The sequence below is a fragment of the Clostridiales bacterium genome, assembly GCA_017569285.1.
Taxonomy (GTDB): domain Bacteria; phylum Bacillota; class Clostridia; order Christensenellales; family Aristaeellaceae; genus Aristaeella.
In genome coordinates this window covers 2008412-2033017 of record CP069419.1, presented here as the reverse complement: position 1 = coordinate 2033017, position 24606 = coordinate 2008412, and the positions used below count along the sequence as shown (strand labels likewise).

The 24606-nt window shown below is 57.1% G+C and carries 21 protein-coding genes and 1 tRNA gene; 6 read left to right on the top strand and 16 right to left on the bottom strand.

Annotated elements, in window-relative coordinates; genetic code table 11:
- Position 1 precedes the first annotated feature (1 nt).
- A complete protein-coding gene (locus JNO48_08845) occupies positions 2-2431 on the bottom strand; it encodes an adenosine deaminase (protein QTE67312.1) in 2430 nt (809 codons plus the stop codon).
- A 74-nt stretch (positions 2432-2505) separates the two neighbouring features.
- Positions 2506-6036, bottom strand: a complete 3531-nt coding sequence (gene nifJ, locus JNO48_08840; GenBank protein QTE67311.1) for a pyruvate:ferredoxin (flavodoxin) oxidoreductase — start codon at positions 6034-6036, stop codon at positions 2506-2508.
- 303 nt (positions 6037-6339) lie between these two features.
- Between nifJ and JNO48_08835 the strand changes: the two genes are divergently transcribed.
- From JNO48_08835 to JNO48_08825, 3 genes are all read left to right on the top strand, one after another.
- The gene (locus JNO48_08835; protein QTE67310.1) at positions 6340-8055 is read left to right on the top strand and encodes an arginine--tRNA ligase; all 1716 of its coding nucleotides are present in this window, start codon (positions 6340-6342) and stop codon (positions 8053-8055) included.
- Positions 8056-8339: 284 nt separating this feature from the next.
- Positions 8340-9503: a D-alanyl-D-alanine carboxypeptidase family protein gene (locus JNO48_08830; GenBank protein ID QTE67309.1), complete on the top strand. Its 1164-nt coding sequence runs from the start codon at positions 8340-8342 to the stop codon at positions 9501-9503.
- The gene (locus JNO48_08825; GenBank protein ID QTE67308.1) at positions 9500-10222 is read left to right on the top strand and encodes an SDR family NAD(P)-dependent oxidoreductase; all 723 of its coding nucleotides are present in this window, start codon (positions 9500-9502) and stop codon (positions 10220-10222) included. The genes JNO48_08830 and JNO48_08825 overlap by 4 nt, the downstream gene beginning before the upstream one ends.
- 22 nt (positions 10223-10244) lie before the next feature.
- Here JNO48_08825 and JNO48_08820 read toward each other — a convergent pair whose 3' ends face one another.
- The 4 genes from JNO48_08820 to JNO48_08805 all read right to left on the bottom strand — a co-directional run bounded on the left by JNO48_08820 (position 10245) and on the right by JNO48_08805 (position 13633).
- On the bottom strand, positions 10245-11120 hold the full coding sequence (locus JNO48_08820; GenBank protein ID QTE67307.1) for a hypothetical protein: 876 nt from the start codon (positions 11118-11120) through the stop codon (positions 10245-10247).
- 20 nt (positions 11121-11140) lie between these two features.
- Positions 11141-12019 carry a hypothetical protein gene (locus tag JNO48_08815; protein QTE67306.1) on the bottom strand — a complete coding sequence of 293 codons (879 nt, stop codon included), beginning with the start codon at positions 12017-12019 and terminating at the stop codon, positions 11141-11143.
- 32 nt (positions 12020-12051) lie between these two features.
- On the bottom strand, positions 12052-12807 hold the full coding sequence (locus JNO48_08810; protein ID QTE67305.1) for a polysaccharide deacetylase family protein: 756 nt from the start codon (positions 12805-12807) through the stop codon (positions 12052-12054).
- A 67-nt stretch (positions 12808-12874) separates the two neighbouring features.
- On the bottom strand, positions 12875-13633 hold the full coding sequence (locus JNO48_08805; protein ID QTE67304.1) for a polysaccharide deacetylase family protein: 759 nt from the start codon (positions 13631-13633) through the stop codon (positions 12875-12877).
- 202 nt (positions 13634-13835) lie between these two features.
- Between JNO48_08805 and JNO48_08800 the strand changes: the two genes are divergently transcribed.
- Positions 13836-14774: a CHAP domain-containing protein gene (locus tag JNO48_08800; GenBank protein QTE67303.1), complete on the top strand. Its 939-nt coding sequence runs from the start codon at positions 13836-13838 to the stop codon at positions 14772-14774.
- A 47-nt stretch (positions 14775-14821) separates the two neighbouring features.
- Here the strand turns inward: JNO48_08800 and JNO48_08795 are convergent, their stop codons facing one another.
- Positions 14822-15685, bottom strand: coding sequence for a serine acetyltransferase (locus JNO48_08795; protein ID QTE67302.1), 864 nt, complete (start codon positions 15683-15685; stop codon positions 14822-14824).
- A 179-nt stretch (positions 15686-15864) separates the two neighbouring features.
- Between JNO48_08795 and JNO48_08790 the strand changes: the two genes are divergently transcribed.
- Positions 15865-16488: a polysaccharide deacetylase family protein gene (locus JNO48_08790; protein QTE67301.1), complete on the top strand. Its 624-nt coding sequence runs from the start codon at positions 15865-15867 to the stop codon at positions 16486-16488.
- Between the two features lie 56 nt (positions 16489-16544).
- Positions 16545-16617, top strand: a tRNA-Val gene (locus JNO48_08785).
- 480 nt (positions 16618-17097) lie between these two features.
- Here JNO48_08785 and JNO48_08780 read toward each other — a convergent pair.
- The 9 genes from JNO48_08780 to JNO48_08740 form a co-directional block, all read right to left on the bottom strand.
- Positions 17098-17496 carry an ASCH domain-containing protein gene (locus JNO48_08780; protein QTE67300.1) on the bottom strand — a complete coding sequence of 133 codons (399 nt, stop codon included), beginning with the start codon at positions 17494-17496 and terminating at the stop codon, positions 17098-17100.
- Between the two features lie 34 nt (positions 17497-17530).
- Positions 17531-18286 (bottom strand): HAD family hydrolase, encoded by a 756-nt coding sequence (locus JNO48_08775; GenBank protein ID QTE67299.1) that lies wholly within the window; start codon positions 18284-18286, stop codon positions 17531-17533.
- Between the two features lie 101 nt (positions 18287-18387).
- Positions 18388-19737 carry an MATE family efflux transporter gene (locus tag JNO48_08770; GenBank protein QTE67298.1) on the bottom strand — a complete coding sequence of 450 codons (1350 nt, stop codon included), beginning with the start codon at positions 19735-19737 and terminating at the stop codon, positions 18388-18390.
- 130 nt (positions 19738-19867) lie between these two features.
- Positions 19868-20542 carry a hypothetical protein gene (locus JNO48_08765; protein QTE67297.1) on the bottom strand — a complete coding sequence of 225 codons (675 nt, stop codon included), beginning with the start codon at positions 20540-20542 and terminating at the stop codon, positions 19868-19870.
- 63 nt (positions 20543-20605) lie between these two features.
- Complete coding sequence (locus JNO48_08760; GenBank protein QTE67296.1) at positions 20606-21265, bottom strand: carbon-nitrogen hydrolase family protein; 660 nt, start codon at positions 21263-21265, stop codon at positions 20606-20608.
- A 58-nt stretch (positions 21266-21323) separates the two neighbouring features.
- Positions 21324-22859 (bottom strand): alkaline phosphatase family protein, encoded by a 1536-nt coding sequence (locus JNO48_08755; GenBank protein QTE67295.1) that lies wholly within the window; start codon positions 22857-22859, stop codon positions 21324-21326.
- A 45-nt stretch (positions 22860-22904) separates the two neighbouring features.
- Positions 22905-23423, bottom strand: a complete 519-nt coding sequence (locus tag JNO48_08750; protein ID QTE67294.1) for an AAA family ATPase — start codon at positions 23421-23423, stop codon at positions 22905-22907.
- A gap of 7 nt (positions 23424-23430) precedes the next feature.
- Entirely contained in the window at positions 23431-23754 is a 324-nt protein-coding gene (locus tag JNO48_08745; protein ID QTE67293.1) for a hypothetical protein, read from the bottom strand.
- A gap of 31 nt (positions 23755-23785) precedes the next feature.
- Complete coding sequence (locus tag JNO48_08740) at positions 23786-24580, bottom strand: methyltransferase domain-containing protein (protein ID QTE67292.1); 795 nt, start codon at positions 24578-24580, stop codon at positions 23786-23788.
- Positions 24581-24606 lie beyond the last annotated feature (26 nt).

The window sequence follows — 24606 nt, the reverse complement described above, 5'->3', positions numbered from 1 at the left end:
GTCAGCCTTCCCACTCCCGCCGCGCTTCACCCAGCGGGCGCACATAGCCTTCCAGCACGCTCCCCTTGGCCGCCAGGTCCCGGGAGCGTGTATTCAGGTAGATCCGTGCCTTCTTCCGGCCGTTCTTGGCCTCCTGGATCAGGTTCATTGCGGCGGAGTTTCCGTCGAATGCCAGCAGCGCGGCCTCATACCGGTCGAATATCTCATCCGCGAAAGTCTTATACAGCCCCATGGCGGCGTTTTCGTCCGAAATCCGGACGGAGACGCCGCTTTCCTGCAGCCGGCCGATTTCCGCCTGGGAAAGTTCCCGCGGAACGACCGCGAAAATCCGGAAGCGCCCCCGGTTCTGCGCGGCCAGGTATCCCTCCTGCCCGGTCAGCCGGTGGCCGATGACCAGGAACACCTTTTCCGGGTCCGCCTTCGCCAGCAGGTCATTGATCAGCGCCCGGTCCTCCTCCCGCATGGGCGGGCGGCGCCGTCCGGCGGAGAAGCTTCCGCCGGCAATGACCAGCGGGGTCATTCCGGCCGGCAGCGGCGCGACGCGGTCCTTCAGGGCTGCCTCGGCGTCCCGTTTGCCGGAGGATTTCCACAGCCGGCTTTCCACCGGCCGCAGCCCGGCCAGGCGGCGGATATAGTATTCCTCCACGTCCTTTCCGGCACACCGCGCTCGGAAGTCCGCCTCGCGGCGGGCAAACAGCTCCCGGCTCTTCTCGAGGATTTCCCGGTCGGTATCCGCCATCTGCTTCAGCTCCGGCACCGTAAGGCCCAGCAGCTTTTCCAGCGACAGCTCCTCATCGATGGAGTTGGTGCCGTACAGCGCGCCGCCGTCCGTGCCCTGCACGCAGCGGACGCCCGCCCGCAGGTAGCTGCGCAGCGGGTGACGCCCCATGGAAGACAGGTTGTTCAGGCGAACGTTCGAGGTGATCTGGAATTCCAGGGTTACCCCGGATTCCCGCATCTCCTCCAGCAGCTGTTTTCCCTTCGCGCTGCGCAGGTCGCAGGTGTACAGCCCGTGGCCGAGCCGCACATCCGGCATCGGCTGGCCGGGCGCCAGTGCTTCCTTCACGCAGCGGATGCTGTTGGCCACGTTGTCCCGCAGGCCGTCATTCTCGCCCGCGTGGATCCGCAGCACAAACCCGGGGTTTTCCCCGGCGATTTTCACCAGTTCCCGGATGGTCGGGCGCAGTTCGAGGATATCGTTGACTTCCTCGCCGATGATATCGCTGCCGGCCACGTACGGATCCATGGCCACCGCCCGCAGCACGCGCAGGTTTTCGGCCAGGTAGTCCGCCGGGGTGATCCGGCTCTTCACGATGGTCAGGGGAATCCGCCGGATGCCAGCGAGGAAGCGGATCAGCACACCCGTTTCCCGGGTGACCGCGGGCATGATTTCATGGATTTCCCGCAGGCGGGCCGGCGCGTCCGCCGCGTTCACCAGCGCCGTGTCGGATATCTCCGTGTACTGGATGCCCTGACGCTGGTACTCCCGCGCGATCCACAGCAGCAGGTCCTGGAACAGCGTGTTCCGCGCGTATCGTTCGTCTTCCCGGTCCCGGCGCATCCGCAGCACATAGTCCCGGGTCACCCGGTCCGGAATGTTGTCCGGGTTCAGGCCGCTGAAAGGATCCTCTACGGGGATTCCCTTGGTGAACACGTACCGGTAAAGGTAAACCTTTTCGAGGTTGGCAAATACCGCCTGCCCGTCCTTCGGGATGGTGAGGGAGTTCCGGATGCGGCTGATGTTCTCCGCCGCGTCCGCGGGATTGCCGAGGATCAGGTCAGCAAAGTTGATGAATACCTGGTCATCAATCTGCCGGTCCCGGTGCTTTCCGTCTGTGAGGCTGTCCTGCATGGCCGCCTCCGCCCGCGCGCGGCGTCCGGCCAGGAGCTCCGCCTGCGCCGGGGTGACCTTCAGCCCCAGCTTCTTGATGTAGTAAAGCGGATAGCGCAGCTGGTGGACGATGCCCAGGGCGATCAGCGCGTCCGGCGGCAGGTTGCCGTTCATGTGGGTATGCAGGTCGGTATGGAACTTGCACTCCGCGCGGATATACGTCTTGACGATTGTTTTCTGCTCCCCGGCGCGGTAGTCCTTGGTCTGGCTCATCAGGGTTTTGGAGATCGCGGGAATGGAAGCCTTTACCTCCACCCGGCCGTCCGGGTAGATGTTGGCCACCTTGGTATTGCCCAGGCGGAAGATATACATCCGCCGGTTTTCCCCGTCGAAATAGCAGGGAACTTCCCCACGGATCACCAGCAGCCCCTGCTCCCCGGTCTCCGTTTCCAGCCCGCACAGCCGGGCCAGGTTGGTGATCAGGTTGCCGGTATGGTGGTTCGGGGTGCGGATCACATGGAACAGGCGGTCCCCCTCCATATAGAGGTCCACCACAATATCCTGCTCCCGGTCCAGGAAAAACTGCTGGAACCAGATCATGCTTTCCGCCTCCTTCCGTGATGTTCAAAACGGACCGCCGCGGAATCGCGGCGGTCCGTAAAAACCGGGGTAAATTATGCCTGGCCAGCCATCTTCTTGTAGGATTCGCGGCGCACCTTGGCGTCCTCTTCCTGCTGCACAAAGAGCTTGGCGGCGGCATCCGGGAACTGCTGGGCCAGGGAGGTGTAACGCACTTCGCCCTTCAGGAATTCCTGGTAATCGCCGGTCGGATCCTTGCTGTCGACGGTCATCGGATTTTCCAGTTCGGGGTTGTAGCGGTACAGCTGCCAGTAGCCGCAGTCCACAGCCTTCTTGATCTCCGCCTGGGCCTTGCCCATGCCGCCCTTGGCCTTCAGGCCGTGGTTGATGCAGGGTGCGTAGGCGATGATCAGGGACGGGCCGTGATAAGCTTCCGCTTCCAGCATGGCCTTGACGACCTGCTGCGGGTTGCTCATGGCGACCTGTGCCACGTACACATAGCCGTAGCTCATGGCCATCATGCCCAGGTCCTTCTTCTTGGTACGCTTGCCGGCCGCGGCGAACTTGGCCACGGAACCGGTGGGCGTCGCCTTGGAGGCCTGGCCGCCGGTGTTGGAGTACACTTCGGTATCCAGCACGAGGATGTTGACATCCTGGTTCTGGGCCAGCACGTGGTCCACTCCGCCGTATCCGATATCATAGGCCCAGCCGTCGCCGCCGAAGATCCAGATGGACTTCTTGGTCAGCAGGTCCTTGTTGGCCAGGATGAAGGCCTTCTTATCGGCGCCGCCGTCCTTTGCTTCCAGCGCGGCAACCAGCTTTTCGCCGGCCTTGCGGGAACCTTCGGCGTTGTCCATGTTCTCGAGCCATTCCTTGGCAGCCGCGACGATGTTCTCGTCCTTGCCGACTTCGACCACTTCCGCGATCACTTCAGCCAGCTTGGCGCGGCGCTGCTGGGTCGCCAGGTTCATACCGAAGCCGAACTCGGCATTGTCCTCGAACAGGGAGTTGGACCAGGCAGGTCCGAAGCCCTTCTCGTTGGTGGTGTAGGGGCAGGTCGGGGCGGAACCGCCGTAGATGGAGGAGCAGCCCGTCGCGTTCGCGATCAGCATCCGGTCGCCGAACAGCTGGGTAACCAGCTTGACGTAGGGTGTCTCGCCGCAGCCGGCGCAGGCGCCGGAGAACTCGAACAGGGGCTTCAGGGCCTGGCTGTTCTTGATGGAGGCCTTGTTCTCGATGCGGTCCGCGATTTCCGGAACGGTCATCGCGTACTCCCAGTTGGCCTCTTCCTTCCGCTGGGTATCCAGGGGCTTCATGACCAGCGCCTTCTGGGTCGGATCGTCCTTCTTCTTGCCGAGGCAGACGTCCACGCAGTTGCCGCAGCCGGTGCAGTCCAGCGGGCTGACCTGTACGCGCAGCTGCAGGCCGGCGAATTCCTTGCCGATGGCCTTCTTGGTCACATAGCCTTCCGGCACCTTGGCGTCTTCCGCAGTGTAGATGGTGCGGATCGCGGCGTGCGGGCAGACGATGGAGCACATCGCGCAGCCGACGCAGATGTCGGGCTCCCATTCAGGAACCATGACGGCGATACCGCGCTTCTCGAACTTGGTGGTGCCAGTGGGCACGATACCGCGGGGATCCAGCTTGCTGACGGGCAGCTTGTTGCCTTCCTGCGCCAGCACGGGAGCGATGAATTCATCGAAGTATTCGGTGGTTCCCGGAACCTTGGCGGGAACAGCGCCTTCCTTGGTGGTCGCCCAGTCGGCGGGGATGTCGACCTTGACCAGGCCGGTCAGGGCGGCGTCGATGGCGGCGAAGTTCATCTTGACGACGTCTTCACCCTTCTTGCCGTAGGAAGCGACAACCTTTTCCTTCATGTACTTGTCGGCATCTTCGTAGGGGATGATGTCGGCCAGCTTGAAGAAGGCAGCCTGCATGGTGGTGTTGGTACGTCCGCCCATGCCCACCTTGCGGGCCAGGTCGATGGCGTTGATGATGTAGAAGTTCGCCTTCTTGGCGGCCAGCTTGTTCTTCATGCTGGCGGGCAGGCGCTCGTTCAGTTCCTCAACGCTCCACTGGCAGTTCAGCAGGAACGTGCCGCCCTCGCGCAGCGGAGACACCATGTCGTACATGGTGACGTAGGCGGGGTTGGAGCAGCTGATGAAGTCAGCCACATCAATCAGGTAGGGGCTCTGGATCGGCGTGTCGCCGAAGCGGAGGTGGGAAACGGTCAGGCCGCCGGACTTCTTGGAATCATAGAAGAAGTAGGCCTGCGCGTATTTCTGGGTGTGGTCGCCGATGATCTTGATGCTGTTCTTGTTGGCGCCGACAGTACCGTCAGAACCAAGGCCGTAGAACATGCAGGCAGCAGTGCCGGCGGGAGCCGCGGCGAAGGTTTCGCCCAGCTTCAGGCTGGTGTTGCTGACGTCATCATCGATACCGACGGTGAAGTGGTTCTTCATTTCGCCGTCCAGGTTGGCGAACACGGCCTTCACCATGGTGGGGGTGAATTCCTTGCTGCCCAGGCCGTAGCGGCCGCCGACAACCTTGATGTCGCCGCGTCCGGCTTCCGCCAGCGCAGACACAACGTCCAGGTACAGGGGCTCGCCCAGGGAGCCGGATTCCTTCGTGCGGTCGAGGACGGCGATCTTCTTCACGGTCTTCGGCAGCACCTTCATCAGGTACTCAACGGAGAAGGGACGATACAGGTGGCACTTCACGATACCGACCTTTTCGCCGCTCTCGAGCATCTTGTTTATGGTCTCGTGCGCAACGTCGCAGCTGGAGCCCATGGAGACGATGACCTTTTCGGCATCCGGAGCGCCTTCATACTGGAAGGGCTTGTAGACCCGTCCGGTCAGCTTGGCGACTTCGTCCATGCACTCTTCCACGATGGCGGGAACCGCGGCGTAGAAGTTGTTGCCGGCTTCACGGCCCTGGAAGTAGATGTCGCTGTTCTGCGCGGTACCGGCCTGGTGCGGATGTTCCGGATTCAGGGCGCGGGCGCGGAACTCTTCGATCTTGTCCCACGGAACGAGGGCCTTGATCTCTTCGTAGTTGTTCTTGGTGTCGATCGCGTCGATCTTCTGGATTTCGTGGCTGGTGCGGAAACCGTCGAAGAAGTGGAGGAACGGCACGGAGCTCTTCAGGGTCGCCAGGTGGGCAACCAGCGCCATGTCGTGCGCTTCCTGGACAGAGTTGCTGGCCAGCATCGCAAAACCGGTCTGGCGGCAGGCCATGACGTCGCTGTGGTCACCGAAGATGTTCAGCGCGTGGTACGCCAGGGCGCGGGCGCTGACATGGAACACCGCGGGCGTCAGTTCGCCGGCGATCTTATACATGTTCGGGATCATCAGCAGCAGACCCTGGGAAGCAGTGAAGGTGGTGGTCAGGGCACCGGCGGAAAGGGAGCCGTGCACAGCGCCGGCAGCGCCGGCTTCAGACTGCATCTCAGCGATGCGGACCGTCTGGCCGAAAAGGTTTTTCCGGTCATGGGCAGCCCATTCGTCGGCAACTTCCGCCATGGGGGAGGAAGGCGTGATGGGATAGATGGCAGCCACGTCGCTGAATGCGTACGCAACATGGCTGACGGCGGTATTACCGTCGATTGTCAGTTTGATGGACATGATAACCCCTCCTGATATTCATCAAGTATTCTTATATTATAAGCACCGGCCCGGCGGATGTCAATCAATGCGGCAGGGATTTTGACGCCCCGAAAGCCACCGGAACCGCGGAAAACCCCGGTATTGCAAGAATAAATTTGTATTTTATCTTTCAAACAAATCAGACAGACCGGCGCAAACCCGCCCTGTGTTGCGTTTTTTCCCTTTCCTATGATATGATTAGGGATAGTTCCGCGTGATTCCGGGGCGTGCAAGCTCTCGGCGCGGACTTTGCAATACTTGATGCCGGAAGGATGAATGAACATGGATACCAGGAGTCAGATCGCCGCGCTGGCGGCGGAATGCATAAAGAGCCTGTGGCCGGAGGCGGAAGGCCTGCCGGGCGCGGATGATATCAAGGGCCTGCTGGCCGTGCCGCCGGATCCCGCGCTGGGCGACTACGCGTTCCCCTGCTTCCGCTTGGCGAAGCCCCTGCGCATGGCCCCGCCGAAAATTGCCGAAGCGGTCTGCGCTGCCTGGACGCACGAGGACGTTGCCTCCGTGCAGCCTGTCAACGGATATATGAACTTCTTCCTGAACCGCGAGAACTTCGCGGCCGAAACCATGGCCGCGCTGCGGGCACAGGGTGAAAAGTACGGTTCCTCCGATATCGGAAAGGGAAAGACCGTCTGCCTGGACTACTCCTCCATCAATATCGCCAAGCGGTTCCACATCGGCCATCTGTCCACCACGATGATCGGCCACAGCCTGAAGCGGATTTTCGACTTCCTGGGCTATGAGACCGTGGGCATCAACCACCTGGGCGACTGGGGCACCCAGTTCGGCAAGATGGTCTGCGCCTATAAAAAGTGGGGCAAAAAGGAAGACGTGGAGGAGCGCGGCATCGACGCGATGACCGAGCTGTATGTCCGTTTCCACAAGGAAGCGGAAAACGATCCGGCGCTGGAGGACGAGGGCCGCGCCTGGTTCAAGAAGATTGAGGACAACGATCCGGAAGCCATGGAGATCTTCCGCTGGTTCAAGGAAGTGACCCTGAAGGATGCCGCGAAGACCTACGCGAAGCTGGGAGTCAGCTTCGACAGCTACGCCGGCGAGAGCTTCTACAACGATAAGATGGAACCCGTGGTGCAGGAACTGCGGAACAAGGGCCTGCTCACCGAGAGCCAGGGCGCCCAGGTCGTGGACCTGAGCGAGGACAATATGCCTCCCTGCCTGATCCTCAAGAGCGACGGCGCCACAATCTATGCCACCCGCGATCTGGCCGCGGCCGTATACCGCCAGAACACCTACCACTTCGACAAGTGCCTGTATGTCGTCGCCTACCAGCAGGACCTGCATTTCCGCCAGGTGTTCCGTGTACTGGAAAAGATGGGCTATCCGTGGGCCAAGGACTGCGTGCACGTGGCCTTCGGCATGATCAGCTTTGAGGGTGAAGCCCTCTCCACCCGGAAGGGCAATGTCGTCCTGCTGGAGGACCTGCTGGACCAGGCCGTGGAAAAAGCCCGTGCGATTATCGAGGAGAAGTCCCCCAACCTGGAGAACAAGGACGAGGTGGCCCGCCAGGTGGGTATCGGCGCCGTGGTCTACACCGACCTTTCCAATAACCGGATCAAGGATATCGACTTCCGCTGGGACCGTGCCCTGAACTTCGACGGCGAGTCCGGCCCCTACGTCCAGTACACCCATGCCCGCTGCTGCAGCCTGCTGCGCAAGGCGGAAGGCATCACGGCGGAACCCGACTGGTCCGCCCTGACGGACGATGAAGCCCAGGCGCTGCTCCGCCTGCTGAGCCGGTTCCCGGACGTCATCCGCGAAGCCGCCGACAAGTACGAGCCCAGCATGATCACCCGCGCGGTGACCGACATCGCCCAGGCGTTCAACAAGTACTACTACGAGCACCGCATCCTGGACGGCGAACCCGCGCAGGCAGCCGCCCGTATCGCCCTGGCCGATGCCACCCGCCAGGTCATCAAAACCGGCCTTTACCTGATCGGGATTGAAGCGCCCGAGAGGATGTGAGCAACTGTCCATTTTTGCAAGCAGCTGCGAAGCAAAAATGGGTAACAGTTGCCATGCTACAGCCGTCCGCAAAGGCGAGCCCTGGCGAAGCCTGAGCGGGTAACGGCGATCGCAAAAGCAGTTTACATTCATCAATTCTGCTTCTTACCCGGTCCGTAAATGTCAACATTTACGAAAAAAGAAGGAATTTTAAAATTTCGTAACGAAATTTTTATAGAATGAGTTTCGTTTATATGTCAGAGTCCTTGTCTGGAAAGATTTGATTCAAAGGCAGGTGTCTGGAAATGAGCAACAGAAAGAAGAGCAAGGCGGTACCGGTTGTCCTGGTGATTACCCTGTTGGTCGCCGCGCTGGCCGCATGCGGTTTCCTGCTGAGACCGATCGTCACCGATCCGATCCGGCAGACTGCCGCGAAGGAAATGGCCGAGCAGTATGCGGCGGTGGACAAGCAGAACCAGGAAAACATGCAGGCCTACCAGCAGCAGCTGATTGACCTGCGGAACCAGGCGATGCAGCCCACCGAGCCCGAAGAATGGCCGAAGCCCACGAAGACCGAAGGCTGGGAAATCATCGATGTATCCACTTTCCCGCTGGAGCACGCCACCGCGGAGCACAAGACCCGCGCGGACGTGATGAACAACGGCCTTCTGCTGGTGAACGCGTTCCACGCCCGTCCGGATGATTTCAACGATGCCGACCCCAACATCGTCAGCATCGGCCGTTATGTCGGCGGCAACTCCAAAATCCAGGTGAAGGACTACAACGTCAACCTGTTCAAGGTTGCGACAGATGCCCTGCTGGAAGCCATCACCGCCGCAAAGGCCGATGGCATGGAGCACTATATGGTGGACGAAGGCTACCGTTCCTACTCCACGCAGGAAGCGCTGTTTAACAAGAAGATGGACGCGCTTTCCTCCAAATACAAGGATGAAAACGCCCGCAAGGAAGCCGCGATGAAGGAAGTCAACTATCCGGGCACCAGCGAGTACAACTCCGGCCTGGCCTTCACGCTCCGCCTGTATGACCGGAACGACGCCGAGGTTGCCGCGCCGAAGTACCACACCACCCCGCAGGCCGCGTGGATGAATGAAAACAGCTGGAAGTACGGCATCGTCTTCCGCTTCCCGCTGCAGGACTGGCCGACCGTCGGCACGCTGGACAAGACCTTTAAGACCGGCATCTCCATGAAGCTGGGCATTTACCGCTATGTAGGCCGGGGCAGCGCCGCTGTCATGCACCTGATGGACTTCTGCCTGGAAGAATACATCGAATACCTGCAGGAGCATCCGCACATCGTGGTGTACGAAAACGGCAACCGGAAGTATGAGATCTACCGCCAGTTCGTCGGCGACGCGAACGAGTTTGATGTCCTGCTGACGCCCTCGGCTTCCCACATTTCCTCCCTGGACAACATGGGCGCTGTGATTACGGTGTTTGAATTCGAATGAGCACAATCCTGATTACCGGAGCCTCCCGGGGCATCGGCCGTGCCATCGCGCTGGCCTGCGCCGGATCCGGAAAATATTCCAAAATCATACTGAACGGCGGCCATGATGCCGCCGCCCTGGAAGAAACCTCCCGCCTCGTTTCCGCGGCGGGGGATCTTCTTTGTGCCGCTTCTCTCGGGGATGCGGGCGATGCCGCCTACGTGGAATCCCTGCGCAGGCAGTTCGGCCCGGTGGATGTGCTGGTCAACAACGCCGGCATCTCCCGCACCGGGCTGCTGACGGATATGCCGCCCGCCGAATGGGACGAGGTGATCCGCACCAACCTGACCTCCGTGTATAATACCTGCCACACCTATGTGCCGGACATGGTCCGCAGCGGACACGGGAAAATCCTGAACATTTCCTCTGTCTGGGGCCTGTGCGGCGCCTCCTGCGAGGTGGCCTACAGCGCGAGCAAGGGCGCGGTAAACGCCTTTACACAGGCGCTGGCCCGGGAGCTCGCGCCCTCCGGCATCCAGGTGAACGCATTGGCGCCGGGCATGGCGGATACCCGGATGAACGCCCACCTGTCGGAAACAGAAACCGCGGAGATCCGTAACCAGATCCCCGCGGGATATATCGCCTCACCGGATGAGGTAGCGCAGGCGGTCCTCCGCCTGCTGGAAATGCCGGATTACTTCACCGGCAACATCGTAAAACTCGACGGCGGCTGGACCTGACCAGCCGCCGTTCCTTTTATCCTTACGGGTTTTTTACCTGGGTCACATACCAGTCTTTCCCGTCTGTCTCCATGAAAACCTTCCCCATCGAAGTCCAGATGTTCGCGTACTTCCGCGCGTCCAGCTGGGCTTTCTGATTGGAATCCCGCCGGTTGGTAATCACCGTCAGCGCGGGATCCACCGCCTCCAGGAATTCCGGAACCATCCGCACAATTCCGTGGTGCGGGGATTTCAGGATATCGGACTTCAGGCCTTCCGCTCCGTAATGGTTCACCAACCATCTTTCCCCGTCGCCGGTCAGGTCACCGGGCAGCAGGATCGTGGCATCCCCGTAGTGCAGCCACAGCACACCGCTGAGCTGGTTGGCGTCCTTCCCGTCCGGGTACCGGTACAGCACCATCCGGGCGCCGCCGAGCGTCAGCTCCTCATCCGGCAGGATCTGGACAAACGGAATGCCCTTATCCTCCAGCACCTTCACCATTTCCCGCTGGTATTTCACCTTGTCATATCCCACGCCGTAATCGATGAAGAACGGGGATACAAACCGGTCCGCCGTCAGCCGGCCGGATTTCACCATCTGGATCTGCGCTTCCAGGTGGTCGTCATGCGGGTGGGTGTTGAACAGGATATTCACATGGGACAGCCCAAGGGATTCAAGATAGTCCATCATGGTTTTCCAGTACTTCTTCGAACCGCCATCGATGATCATGCTTTCCCCGCCGCACTGCAGGATAAACGCGTCATTCTGCACAAAATCCATGGCGGTAATCTTCAGCAGGTCGCGTTCTTCCCAGTCCGCGGGCTTTTCCTTGTTCAGGAATACCTCCGCTCCCGCGCCGCACAGTATGCCCGCGGCCAGCACCACCGCCAGGACCAGGGCTCCGATAGCTTTTCTCATGTGTCTGCTGTCCCCTTCGTTTATTCCAGTTCTTCCGTTGTCACTTCAGGCTGTCCGGCTTCTTCCGAAACAGGCACCAGCCGGTAGGGATCATCCTTTGTCCCGCTGCCGCCTTCGATCCGGATGGCATCCGGCCGCAGGTCAATCGCGGGGCGGGCGCCGACATCCTCCCCGGTCACGCCGAGGCGGCCGATTGCCCCGGTGCTTTTGATGGACCGGCCCTGCCGCTTATCCGTCGTGGACTGCTCCCGCAGCCAGTACGGCGTATGGTTTCCGTTCTTCGGCTGGTATACATAAGCCCCGGTCACCCGGATGGCGTACTCCGTCGCCCAGGCTTTCCGCAGCTTGTTCTGGCTCTTTTGTTTGCTGAAGCCCATTGCCGGGTCTTCCAGTTCCCGGGAATCCGGAAGGAATACCTTTCCCAGCCCGTCCCGCTCCAGCATGGCTGCCTGTTCCGTTTCGGAAAAGGCGTCCGCCATAAACTCGCCGTTCAGTTTCCGGCTCAGGTCCGTTATCGTGAAGTCCGAACCGTAGTCCCGGAATTCCTTGATGCTGCTGTGCATTACGGAAGCAAACAGCACATACTCGCTGAGGAGGAATACCTTTTCCCCGTCCGCGGACATCACCCGCCAGAGGATCGGGTCTTTCCGGGCTTCTCCCGGATCGTATTCCTTCTTTGCCTTCTTGGCGGCTTTCCGCTCCGTTTTCGCCTGGGTGCTCCACTGCCAGGCCTGCTTTCCGTTGTCCGGGGTTCCGCCGTCGATGCTCTGGAAATATCGCCCGAAGGTCACATAGATATAGCCGTTTCCTTCGCTGTAACCGCGCAGTTCCCCCTCCGCCATGGCGGCCGAGCAGAAAAGCATAAGCGCCAGGAGTATCAGGCTCCATCTTCTGATCATCCGAATCATCCACCTCCGCCGGCATAAACGCCTTACTTTTCCAGATACAGATCCTTGTCAAAAGTATACAGCTCCCCGCCGGTTTCAGGCAGGGGATAACCGAACAGTTCGCTGACCGTCACCGGTTCATATCCGGCATCCAGGAGCATGGGGATCAGTTCCGCCAGGCACTCATAGTCCTTCTTCCGGGCATGGTACAGCAGGATACTCCCGTTCTGAACCTTTTCAGCAGCCTTCCGGGCGTTTGTTTCGCTGACATCCCAGAGGAGCACGTGGTCATACCCGTACATCCGGATGGTCCGGGTATGGGGGTTCTCATTCCCGGAACTGTCGGCAATATCACCGTACGGCGGCCGGAACCACCGGACCGGATAATGGACCCCGAGCACGCTGTCCAGCTTTTGCTGGAAAATCCCCAGTTTGTACAGGACCGCCCACGCGCCCTGCTCCTTCATGCTTTTGTGATCGTTGCCATGGTTTCCGATTTCGCAGCCGACATCAATCACGTCCAGCCATCCTTCCCGGTCGGCTTCCTTCAGGCTGGATCCGTTCGGAAAGAACGTCATCGCGATTCCATATTCGCGGCAGAGTTCCACCGCTTTCCACACCCACTGGCGCTCATTCACGTCGTCCATGGTAATTGCGATCTTCCGGCTTTCACGGCTGCCATGCCGGACCTTAAAGTATTCCAGCCCGGTTTCCGGGTCTTTTCCTGCCGTCCCTTCCGCAAGGGCTGCCGGCAGGAGCAGAATCAGCGCCAGAAATACGGAAAGCCCTTTCCTGATCATCCGGCAAGCATCCCTCTTCCGTACTCAAATTCACGCAGCCCATGCTGTCTCCGGATCCCGCAGGCGGTTACTGGTAATCCGCCTTGTTGTACACATACAGCTCTTCGCCCGTTTCCGGGGGCTCAAAGCCGAACAGCTCGCTGACCGTCACCAGCTCAAACCCACGCTCCAGCAGTTCCGGAATCAGCTTCTCCAGGAAGAGCGTATCCTTCTTCTTGGAATGGAACAGCAGGATGCTTCCGTTCTGCGTTACTTTCAGCGCTTTTTTCAGGTCCACCGTTTCGCTGACGTCCCAGTCCACAATATGCTCAAAACCGTATTTCTGGATGGCCTTGATCACCGACTGGCTGCTCAGGCGCTTTCCTTTGTCAACACTCCCGTACGGCGGGCGCAGCCACCGGACCTCATAATGGTATCCCAGGGTCTTGTCCAGGGCTTCCTGGGCCCGGCCGAGTCCCCCGATAATCCCGATCGCGTCCCGGTTGCCGAATTTGACATGGCGGTTGGAATGCGTACCGATCTCGCACCCGCTGTCCAGCACTTCCTGCCAGAGGTCGCGGTATTTTTCTTCCAGGCACCCGGTATACACCAGCGGGAAAAACGTCATCGCGATCCCGTACTTCCGGCACAGCTCCACGTCCCGCCGGATCCATTCCGTCGCGCTCTGGTAGCAGTCATCCACCGTGATGGCTACCTTCGGGATGCTCCGGTCCGCATGGCGGAGCACAAAGGAAGAAGCCATCAGTTCCTCATTGGTTTCCGCTCCGGCTCCGAAAGCTCCGAAGAGGAAAAGCAATGCCAGAAGAATGCTGATCATCCGTTTCATGTAAACTGCTCCCCCTTTTTCTCCCAAAGCTGTCCGGGATCCCATTTCTGCACATCATATAACTGATCTATTTTATATGTTGTCCGCGATTCCTGTCAAGAAAGCGCCCCCGCAGGAAGCGCTTCAGTCAGCAGGATGACAGATTTCAAAATATGCTATATAATTTGTATGTCATTAACCTGACAATTCAGGGGGCTTGAGCATGAAAAAGAGAATATTCGGATTCCTGCTGCTGATGGTTTTCCTGTCTGCCCTGGTCCCGGTATGCCTCGCGGAGGCCCCGTCCGGCAGAACCTGGGTACCCACGGAGGAATGGGTTCCTCCGGTCATTGACGAGACGGACGCCCTGGAAAACGCCCCGTGGCTTCTCGTCCTGAAAACCGCCCAGGAGGAGATCGGCTATGTGGAAGGGCCGAACAACAAGTCCAAATACGGAAAATGGATCGGGGACGAGTACTGCGCCTGGTGTGCGGAGTTCCTCACCTGGTGTGTAAACGAAACGGACCAGCGCTACGGCACTTCCCTGATGAACAATATCTTTCCCCATTACGGCCACCCCAAGGACGGCGCACCCTGGTTCCTGGAACGGGAGCGTTTCATCTCCGCCCATTCCCGGGTACCTGCCACGGACGAGCGGATGTGGCTGAACGGGGCGGATACCTACCTGGAGAACCATGAATACATCCCTGACCCCGGGGATTACATGTGGTTTTCGTATTACAACCCCAAAAAGGGGACCGACCATGTGGCGATCGTTGAAGGCGTTTCGCAGGATCCGGACGGATCCCTGCTGATTCACGTGATCGAAGGCAACAACCCGGACCGGGTCCAGCGGGCTGTATATGGCGCCGCCGACGGAAGGATCTATGGGTTCGGAACTCCCATCCGGAAGGCCACCCGGTCCCTCCGGCTGTGCAGCCGGGGCGATGACTGCCCCGTTATCAACCGCTACCTGTTCCTGCAAGGTTACCTGAACGAGCGGCAGGTCATCGAGGAAATCACGGAAAACTCCGTGAAAGCCCTGAAGCAGTACCAGAAAGACAACGGCCTTCACCAGACCTGCCAGGTGGATATGGAAACCCGGGCGCTTATGGAACAGGACCCCGTATTCACGGACCTGATCCTGAGCAGCCAGCGGTAACCCAAAACAGCAGCCCGAAGGCTGCTGTTTTCATATCTGTCAAAAACTTATTCCTGCTTCTGGTTCTCCGGCGCGGTGTAGGCTACCGTGGTCCCCGGCTTCACGGAGTGCGTCAGCCAGGTGTTGCCGCCGATCACACAGTTGTCCCCGATCGTCGTGTTCCCTCCCAGAATTGTCGCGTTGGCGTAGATGACCACATGGTTCCCGATGTTCGGATGGCGTTTGATCCCCTTCACGGGATTTCCGTCCTCATCCAGCTCGAAGCTCTTCGCACCGAGCGTCACGCCCTGGTACAGCTTCACATGGTCGCCGATCACCGTGGTTTCCCCGATGACGATACCGGTACCGTGGTCAATGCAGAAGAACTCTCCCACCGTCGCGCCCGGATGGATATCGATTCCCGTCTTCTCATGGGCGAACTCTGTCATGATACGGGGAATCAGCGGAATCTTCAGGCTGTACAGTTCATGCGCCATCCGGTAGATGGAAACCGCGTAGAAGCCCGGATAGGAAATCATGACCTCTTCCCGGCATTTCGCCGCGGGGTCGCCTTCGTACAGTGCCTCGATATCCTTCAGCAGCAACTCCTTCACCGGAGCCAGCCGGGCCGCAAAGGTTTCGCATGCTTCCGCGGCTTCCTCCACAGCCTCCTGGCGTTCTTTCCCGGAAAAGCACAGGGCGACGCTGATCTGCTGTTCCAGGGCATGCAGGCCCCTTCCCAGCAGCACCTCATCCGCCATATCCGGATCATCCCGGCGGAAGCACAGTGGGAAAAGAACCGCCTGGAAATCCTTGATCACCCGGACGATCTTCCTCCGGTCCGGCGGCGGGCAGGAATGGGCACAGGAAAGCAGTTTCTCCGTGGAAACGCTGTCCAGCGCTTCCATCGTCTTCCGAAAATCCGCTTTCATCCCGTTCACCCCGTTTCTTTCGTCTGTGCCGGACTATCCGGCTCCTGAGTGCCCTAACATTCTATCGTTCCGCCCGTTCCCTGTCAAGAAAGCGCCTTTACAATTTCCATGCCGTCCGATATAATTCCCCATGTTGCCGCACACCGACATATAATAACAGAAAGCAACCTTCCGAGGAGGTGCTCCCCGTGCGTATCGCGCTGAGCTTCGACGACGGCCCCAACAACATCACCACACCCCAGGTGCTGGATCTCCTGGAGGAGCATCATATTCCCGCGTCATTTTTCCTGATCGCAAACAACATCTCCCCGGAAACGGAAGGCCAGATCCGCCGTGCCGTTTCGCTGGGCTGTGATATCGAAAACCACTCCATCACCCACCGGCCGATGGCCGATATGCCGGCCGAAGAAGTCCGGGAAGAGATCCGCGTCTGCTCGGAGAAGATCGCCGCCGTGACCGGGGAAAGCCCCCGCTTCTTCCGTCCGCCCTTCATCTCCATCAGCCCTTCGCTGTTTGACGCGGTGGACCTTACCTTCATTTCCGGTATCGGCTGTGAGGACTGGGTTCCCGAAGTTTCCGCCGAAGAACGCATCCGCCGGATGCTGAATATCGCCGCCGACGGCGTCATCTACCTCCTGCACGACATGACCGGCAACGTCAACACCGTGGAAGCCCTGAAGGTGGTCATCCCCGAACTGAAGAAGCGCGGCTTTGAATTCCTCACCGTCCCGCAGCTTTTCGAGCAGTGCGGCGTCACCCCCGTCCGCGGCCGGATTTACTCCAACGTTTTCCAGAACGCGTAACTGAAAATTTCGCCTTGACCAATCCCTCCCCTTCGTGTATAATATCGTCTGTTCCCGGTGGCATGGCTCAGTCGGTAGAGCACATCGTTCACATCGATGGGGTCGTTGGTTCGAGTCCAACTGTCACCACACAAAAATCAGGACCGCCTTTATGGCGGTCCTGATTTTTGTATGATCGCATCTTGGTTCCGAACGAACGGTCCCATGATGTGAACAGGTTCACATCATGGGGGAAAGCCACCGACGACCGCCAGTGGCGGGAATCTCGTCGGTGGCTTTCTCAACCGAAAGGGAGTGATCTCCACAGTGTGGAGTCACGACCATTGAGGTTGCGGACGTTGGTTCGACCTGATTGCGAAGCTGACCGACCGAAGGGAGACCGTTGGTTCGAGTCCAACTGTCACCACCACACGAGAAGCTTGAGAAATCAGGCTTCTCTTTCTTTTTGCCCGCGTCCGGGGGTACTCATTTGCCGTACACAAAGTTCGGCGCGGGCAAAGTGACGGTTCACCTAATATCCCAAACTTTCGATGTAAACGAGGTGGCGGATTCGATGTAAACAGGGTGGCGAAAAACCTCAAATCATGGTATTTATGTTTGTCAAGTTTATCACAAATAATCAAAATCCCATAAGCCAAGATGCCCCTTAGCAGGAATTGGATGATCCAGAACAGTAATGTTTTTAAAAATCCAAGCATATCTTCCTGGTGCATATACTCCTGAAACAAACTCGCTTTGGTTTTTTCTGATTTCTTCAACGAAAGAATCTGTCATCAAAATGCAGTCATTCAGTTCACAAACGCAGATAATATTCCCATAATTCAATTCCTGTAGATCAACAAGGGACATCAGTTCCTGATTTTCACGGTAATCCTTGGGTATGCGCGTTGAACTGGCATGAATATATAATTTACCTCGATATCTTGTTTTCCAACTCCGTGTATCTATGGTTTTGAATCCTTTTTTGACCAATGTTGCGTATGGCTCTGTCAAGCTTAATACTTTCACAACAATCACCTCGGTAAATGCCGCTCAAATAGTTCTACATAATGCTTTTTAGAATCTCAATGAAATCGTTCCAGTCCAAAATCATTGGAATATGTGTATTACTATTATTTTGAAAAAGCCGCCTCGCACTGCCATCAGCAGATCCTTGATAGAGAACAGCGTGTATCCCAGCAGCATGAGCGCCTTCTATATCCTTATCGAATGTGTCTCCACAGAACCAGACATCATCTGGTTTCAGCGCAGCCTTTTCCAAGGCCACCTGAAACAGTCTTTTATCTGGCTTCCTCAATCCGTAATCACTGGAAGCAAGAATAAACTCAAAATGATGATCCGGAAGAAGTGTGTTGATTCTCCGTCGTAATGCTGATCCTGTCCAGCCGATATTACTTATAACTCCCGTGCGAATACTGTTATCATGTAGATAGATTAACAATTCACGAATATTGGGGTACAAGCATTTTTCTGACATCGGAGCCGTATGATCCCAGAAGATATATTCAGCTTCATCATATGGGATATCCAGTTTTATTCCGTGAAGCTCATATTTGAGTCGCAGCATCTGAATTTCTGTAGGCTCTGCCCCTAAGTCTCTGACATTTTGAAGTGACTGAAAGTATTCTTTTTCCCATGAGCAAAGTTCTTCTGGTGTATAGTGATGCGGATTGGCAACAATATGTTCAAAAATGGCTCTCTCACCTCGAAGCATATCCCATTCAGGTTCACATAGCAGTGTTCCACCATAGTCAAAAAGAATCATCTTTGGTCTGGTAATGTAGTCTTTTGCTGTCATCCCTTATCCTCCACTTTATGGTCAATACCCACCGGTGCAGCGCCCTTATGTTCCGGTTCTCCCTGCATCAGTCTGGTTTTTACACACCCTGGTTCTTACCATCAGTCTGCCAGTATCTTTTGGGTTTTCACCAGATAAACAGTTATCAGGAAAGCTGTCATAATCGCCCAGGTGACCGGCTCTGTCACGCAGACCCCGACAAACCCGAATGCAGGAATCATCCACAGGGCAGCAATTATCTTCATCAGCAGTTCAATAACGCTGGAGACCACCGGTGCAGTCTTCTGCCCCATACTTTGCATGCTGACCCGCATTGCCAGCAAAACGCCCAATACCGGGAAGAAGGGAAAATGGATGCGCAGGCTCATGACTGCGTTGTCCAGGATTTCTTCGCTCTGCGTTCCGGTCACAAACCGGATGATTGCTTGTCCGAAGAGATATACGATCAGGCAGGAAAACAATCCCCAGGCAATCTGCATCCCCATGATTTTTTTCAGTGTGTCCCGGATTCTCTGCTTCTGCTTCGCGCCCCAATTCTGACCAACAAAGGTGCCTGAAGCATTCATCAAGCCGCTCATGGGCTGCATCAGAATGTTGATGATCCGCCGGGCAGCAGTATGAGCCGCAATATATATATCGCCAAGGGCATTCGACGCCCCCTGGAATACCACGGAGCCCAGATCCACAAGACTGTACATAAATCCCATCGCTGTGCCGGTGGCCAGCATTTCTTTTGTCAGTCCTTTTTCCAGCCTGAAATCTTCCTTCGCCGGCAGCATATCGCAGTAGCTGTGATATACATGGATGCCTGCCAGAACGCCTGAAACAACCTGCGCCGCAACCGTTGCCAACGCAGCGCCGCCCACACCCATCTGGAACACCGCCACAAAAAGCAGATCCAGAGCGATATTCAGAACACTGGAGAATATCAGGAAATACAGCGGTGTTCTGCTGTTCCCGAAGGCCCGCAGGATTCCGGCAAACATGTTATAGCAGATGGTTGCCGGCAAGCCCGCAATAATCACCACCATATAGCTGTATGCCTGATCAAAGATACTTTCAGGCGTATTCATCAGCCGCATCAACGACGGGAGGAAGATCAGTGCGGGAATTGCCAGAGCAGCCGCAATAATTCCGTCCAGTACCATCATATGCCCGATGGCTTTTCGGATTTTCCACCGCTCGTGGGCGCCAAAGGCCTGCGTCACGATCAGCGCAAAGCCGCTGTTCAATCCCCATGCCAGGTCAATCACCAGCCCGTACAGGGAGGATGTTGATCCGATCGCAGCAATCGCCTGATCCCCCAGGCAGTATCCGGCCACCATGGTATCCACCATGGAATAGACCTGCTGGAAGATGTTTCCGATAAACAGCGGAATCGCGAAAGTCAGGATCATCCTGACGGCGTTTCCTTTTGTCATATCCAGAACCACTGCTTTACGGTTCGACATCGTTTCTAATCCCCTTAATGTATCCGGCAGGCGCGCCGTCCATCCCACATAGACCCGATACATCCTTCATAACCGAATTCACGGCAACAGCCACCTTATTGTTTCCCGGTCTTCATACCCGGCAGGATTGTCACATTTCCGCTTCCGGTTTTCCGGCTTTGTACAGATCCATCCAGGTGCGGTAAACCAACGCAAGAGAGGCGAATATGACAGGCCGCATATACAGCGCCAGATAATTCATCGGGATATCGATGCTCTGGATATCCTCTGTGATGGAGGCCATCGGCTGCACGGTGTTGAATACAGCGACTGCAATCTCAAGAAGAATGATCACAAACAGGGCGCTTTGGCCATATTTCTCATTGTTGATCTGTGTTGCCAGCACGATCAGCATGGTGAAAACAGCAATCCCTTCAACCGCTTCGCAAATCCGCATAAACTCATTTTTCGCATCATACGGAAAAACAAAGCACTGCATCGCAATCAATGCGGCACATAAGCAGACAATCAACCGCATATACTTTTGCTTTTTTTGTTCCAAACCCGACAGGGCGAATGCTGTCAGGGAAAGAAACACCAGCGCATAAAAAACATTCAGGGACACGCGTACAGCCGAGAAATTCACCCGGATATCCAGCACGTCGGAAACGCACAGGGCAAAGAAACCGCCGCACAGTACAATCTGGAAAACAACCAGTGCTTTCTGGAAGTTTGTAATCACGGAATTCCCGGAATTCTTTTTCCAGAACAGAAGTACCGCTCCGATAATCAGGATCACGCTGACAACCTGGAATGCAATTTCCATCAATATGCCTCCTTGTTCAATATAATCAACCAGTAGCGATCAGGACAGCACCTGTCAGTTTTGCTACGGAATATCCACTATCAGTATTTCTTCCTGGTCAAACGGGATCCTTGCAATGGTCTTTCCGTGATGAAAGCGGAAGGAGCCGCCGTGATTTACAGGATCATTGTCAATCGGATTGATCATCAGAACGTCGTTCGCTGCCAGCGCCGACTGTACCGCATATTCATCAAGCGCGCCGGAATTCCATTCCTCAACCGTGTAGTTGACATATACAGGCCAGAGCAGGAGATGTTCTGTCCGAAACCGGTCCGGAAAGTCCCAGAGATCGCCGCAAAGTGTAATCATCATTTCTTTCCCGTGGAGCCGGAATGTTCCCGTCTGATCACCCTCGCAATAATGTCCGTCTGTCCTGGAGTATTCTTTCCAGCCTTTTGAGATGCGCCTGTAGTTATGGATGATCCTGCCCTCCGAAATGACAACGCAGGATGAATACAGCTTTTCCCCGTCCCTCTCAATATAACCTGTTGCCAGGGAAATACCGTATTGAACCGTCCAGTTCTTCAGCCGGGTTATGGTTTCCGATGAAAGCTCAAGCGCAATTTCCTTATCGGCATCATAATCCCAGCACAGAGCGTCAAAGCCCTGCAGAAACGCCTCGCCGAAGCAAAGCATTTCCGCATTTCCTTCCGCGCGTTTCATTGCAAGCTCAATCTGGCTCATATTGAATGCAATGTTCCGGTTTTCACACCGATATGAAACCAATCCAATTCGCATAGTTTTACCCCAGATAATATGCCTTCAGCTTCGCGATATCCTCATCCGTCAGCGCTTTGTTGTATACGCACACGTCCTCCAGCTCACCCGGGAAGCGCTGTTCATCCGTGCTGAGGTCGTCAATACCCAGCAGGAGCTGTGCTTTTTCGCCTTCGCCCATGATCTCCCTGCCGGGCAGCAGCTGGTGCATGACGGGTTCAAAGTTGATGGAGAAGCCCGCGGTTCCCGCTTCCGCGTCAAAGGAGCCCGCCGCAAAGATCCAGGTTCCTGTCCTTTTGGCCGGAAGGGCAACCTCCATATGCCGGGGTTTATTGACGCCGCGCAGCTTGACTGACAGCACCAGATGGTCCTCACCCGTTGCCGCGATGCAGATCCAGGACGACCCGTCCTCCGCGCAGCGGACGCTCAGCACGGGCATCCTGTTTTCCACCGCGTCCAGGCGCAGCCAGGCGGTAAACGAAACACTGCCGCCTTCCAGCGGGCAGGGGATGCGGAGCGCGCCGTCATCGAAGCGCATGGCCTTTTCGCGCAGGCCGTCCACCAGGTACAGCTTGCCCATGCGTTCCGTACCCTCCGGAAGGGCGTCGGGCGTGGAGAACGGAAGGTGCAGTGCGGGTTTCAGCCCGGCCAGCTCTTCCTCAAAGCGCCCGTACTCCTTCTTCAGCTTCAGCTCCTCCACCTGGACGGGCAGTCCCTCCGGGCGGGGCAGGTTCTCCGGCACATCGGCAAACAGGCCGCCCGGCACCCGGCTGTTCCAGGTATCGGGAATCGGGAGGCCGAGAGCATGCAGGATAGCCGGCGCAGTATCCCGCGTCAGCATGTCGTGCAGTTCCGTGTGCTGCGCGCCTCCGCCCGCGGCGAAGAAGCACACATACTTCTCCGCGTCACTGTCTCCGCCGTGGCTGCCCCGGCCGTGTTCGTCCGGCGGGGTACCGCCATGGTCAGGCTCTACCAGCAGCAGGGTATCCTCCAGCCAGCCGCGCTTTTCAATTGCCTCCGTGACCCGGCCGATCCAGCTGTCCGCCAGCGTGATCGAAGCCAGGTGCTCTGGCGAGCCGTAACCGTGGGCATGGCCCGCCCCGTCCGGAATATCGAAATGGAAGTAGATCAGGGTAAAATCGTGCCCGTTGATATAGTCCACGGCGGCCTGGATCAGCTCATCGCCCTCAGCGTTGACCTCATATACGCCGAGATTGTTCTCAATGATGCCGTAGTTGACGTTTCCCCATTCGCAGAAGGAAGCCATTTCCGCATCCGGCCGGTTTTCCCGGATTACCCGGAACACGGACGGATAGGGCGAATCGGTCGGAAATGTCCGCTTGCCCGTGGCCCAGTTGGTCAGCCCGTGGCGGCGGCAGTCCACCCCGTGCAGGATACTTCCCCAGCATTCCGCGCTGATGGACGGCAGTTCGGTCAGCGCGCGCCGGCAGACGGCTCCGTTGCGGAAGATACGGTCAATGTTGGGGGTGGGAGTCTGCTCAAAAAAAGTGCCGGCTCCGTCCACGCCGAACAGGACAACCCTTTTCGCCCATTGCTTCATGTGACTATGCCTCCTGCTGCAAATGCCGATAATCCAATCGGCAGATCATTCTGACAGCACCGAAACCAGATAATCCGCGTTCTCTTCGACCGGCCGCGTCCCGTCAATCCGGATTACCGGACAATCCGCCTGCTCCAGCCAGTCCGTCACATAGTCATCGGTTCTGCTGTCCGTCAGTGAAAACCACTTGTTTTCCTTTTCAAACAGGTCCCCGCCGGGGAGCATCCGGTCTCCGAATTTCTGATACGAGCGGTCCCGGACGCGCTGTCCGCGGACCTGCTTCGGAACCTCAATATAAACAATATGATCCAGCGACGATACCAGCTTATCGCCGTAATTTCCCCGGACAGCCGCAAAGATGAACCGGTTGTTCGCGGTGATCTTTTCTTCCAGGAGCCGGACCACTTCTTCCTCGCTCCTCGGGCCGAAGAACATATAGTTTGGATCTTCCTTCGGGAAATAGAGATCCTCATTGTCGATGAACTCATATCCCATCCGGTCCGCCAGTATTCTGCCCAGGGTGCTTTTTCCGGCTCCGTTCAGCCCGCATATCAGGATTCCCATGGATTCCTCACTTTTTCTTTTCGTATTTGCGGAGAATCCGGTGATAAACGATCATCAGCGCAATCGAGATTACCGGCACACCCAGAATGGATCCCAGGAACCCCGCTGAATTCTGCTTCAGGAAGAGGAGCGGAAGCCCAAGCAGTTCAAACAGAACCGCATAGGCAAACCACAGGACCGCCACGGAATGGTTATATTTCCGGATATCCGTAACTTCCGGCGGTTTTGTGCCGGCAAAAAAGCCTGCGGCCTTATCTGATCTCCACGTCCAGATTCCGATACCCACAAGCATCAGGAACACAATGCTCCAGATGACAAAACCAACCGTCATTGTTCAACCTTCTTCCTGCTCAGCATTTTTTTTACTTTCTTGCCAGTTCCAGGTCCAGTGTATCGTTGATGGTAATTGTTCCCCCATGGCGGTTGATCGCTTCCCCGATTTTCGAGAAGAATTCGTTCCTGATCTCCTCCCCGATTGCGATGTGATCCGAGTAGGTGCCAAGAAGCTGAATGTATTCCCGGGCCGTCAATACTCTTTCCCGATAGAACAGATGGTACCGGATATCTGTAAAACCATATTTTTCGGGAATCCGGGAGATCTCCTTTGCTTTTTCCTCCGTAAACCAGGCTTTGGTTCCTGATCTGGCTCCGTGATGCCGGTCATAGTAATCGCTGTACAGCTCCTGGATCTCCGCGCCAAGCTCCGGATTGTCCCTGCAGTTCCTGGGGCGGTTGGCAAAGCGGGCAAAAGCACCGCCTTTTTTCAGGATCGAATACAGTTTTGGATATCCGATCTCTTCCGGCACCCAGTGGAATGCCGTTGCAGAGAAAACAAGGTCGTATGCATCCTCTTCGAGTTCAGCATCTTCAAACCTGGCAGTCACAACATGGAAGTTCTGATAATCCCTGAACTTCGCCTTCAGTACTTCCGACAGGTTCACGCCGTATTCGACTGCCGTCAGTTCACAGCCGGTTTTCAGCACAGGCTCTGTGGCCTGGCCGGTTCCGCTTCCGACTTCAATAACCCGTGAGTTTTCTCCGATCGGAATATAATCGAAGATTGTGCTGTAAATATCGCTGACATATCCGGGGCGGATTTGATCGTAGTCCGCTGCTACGGTATCAAAAGTCGCCCCAAAGTTTTTTTCGTTATTCATCCGATGCCTTCCTGAAATACCGGTTT